Source organism: Nitrosophilus sp. (assembly GCF_982775275.1).
This window is the reverse complement of sequence record NZ_CEXZHP010000107.1, coordinates 1-1,266: the sequence shown is the minus strand read 5'-3', so window position 1 is coordinate 1,266 and position 1,266 is coordinate 1. Positions and strand designations below refer to the sequence as shown.

Annotated in this window: 1 protein-coding gene; it reads right to left on the bottom strand. The window is 35.1% G+C overall.

The features are described 5' to 3' along the window. Positions 1–164: 164 nt before the first annotated feature. On the bottom strand, positions 165–1,266 hold a 1,102-nt coding region (gene pyk / locus AC30RD_RS06015; RefSeq protein WP_489493448.1), incomplete at its 5' end, for a pyruvate kinase.

Sequence of the window (1,266 nt, the reverse complement as noted above, 5' to 3'; positions counted from 1 at the left end):
AGAGTTTGTTTCAAAATATGATGATATTTTTAAACTCGCAAGCGAACTGTAGTTTGAATGAAATAAAAAGGAAATAAAAAATAAAAAGGGTCAGGTGATAACAATAACATAAATCAAGCCGCTGTTATTATTGTTATCACCTGACCCCAAAATATTTATGAGAGTTAAATTTCTATAACTCTTATCATATTTGTTGTTCCTTCCTTGCCGATAATACTTCCCATTGTTACTATTATTTTATCTTTTGAATTTAAAATCTTTTCTCTTAAGGCTATATCGATAAACTTTTCGATCAATTTTTCCGTGCTTTTGATTTTTGGTATCTCAAAAATCTCTTCAACACCCCATATAAGCTTTAATTTTCTAGAGGTCTCTTTTGAGTGAGTGACGGCGATTATTTTTGTTTGGGGTCTATATTTTGCTATGCTTTTTACGGTGGTGCCGCTACTTGTAAAGCTAACTATCGCTTTTGGCTTGATCGCTTTGCATAGATCGGCAACTCCCTGGGCTATAGCGTCGCTCTCTTGGCTTTCATATTTTTTATAATAAGGATATATCTTTTGCGTCTCTAAAATAACGTTTTTTAAAACCTCAACGGCTTTTAGAGGATATTTTCCAACGGTTGTTTCATCACTTAGCATTACCCCATCACTTCCGTCCATAACCGCGTTTGCTACGTCACTAACTTCGGCTCTTGTGGGGAAAGGAGAGTTTACCATGGACAAAAGCATCTGGGTAGCTACGATGACCGGTTTTTTAAGTCTGTTTGCCTCTTTGATGATTCTTTTTTGAATGATAGGGACCCTCTCTATACCAACTTCGATGCCAAGATCTCCCCTTGCTACCATAACTCCGTCACACTCGTTTAAGATCTCTTCAAGATTTAAAATCGCCGTTTTTGTTTCGATCTTTGCTATGATCCAAGGATTTGCGCCGTTTTGATTTAGGATATCTCTTGCTTTTTTGATATCTTGAGCGCTGTTAACAAAACTTATAGCAACTAAATCAACTCCGTTTTTTGCTCCAAAGATCAGATCTTTTTCATCTTTTGGAGTAATCGCCGAAATCTTGATATTTGAGTGTGGAAAATTTAATCCTTTTTTGCTAGATAACACGCCGCTATTTTTTACTTCTAAAGTTAGAGAGTCATTATCCTTTTTTATAACTTTTGTTCTAATACTTCCATCGGCGAAAAAAACATATTCACCCTCGTTTATCTGATCAATAATTGCTGGATATGTGATAGTTAGTTCATATTTAGTTTTT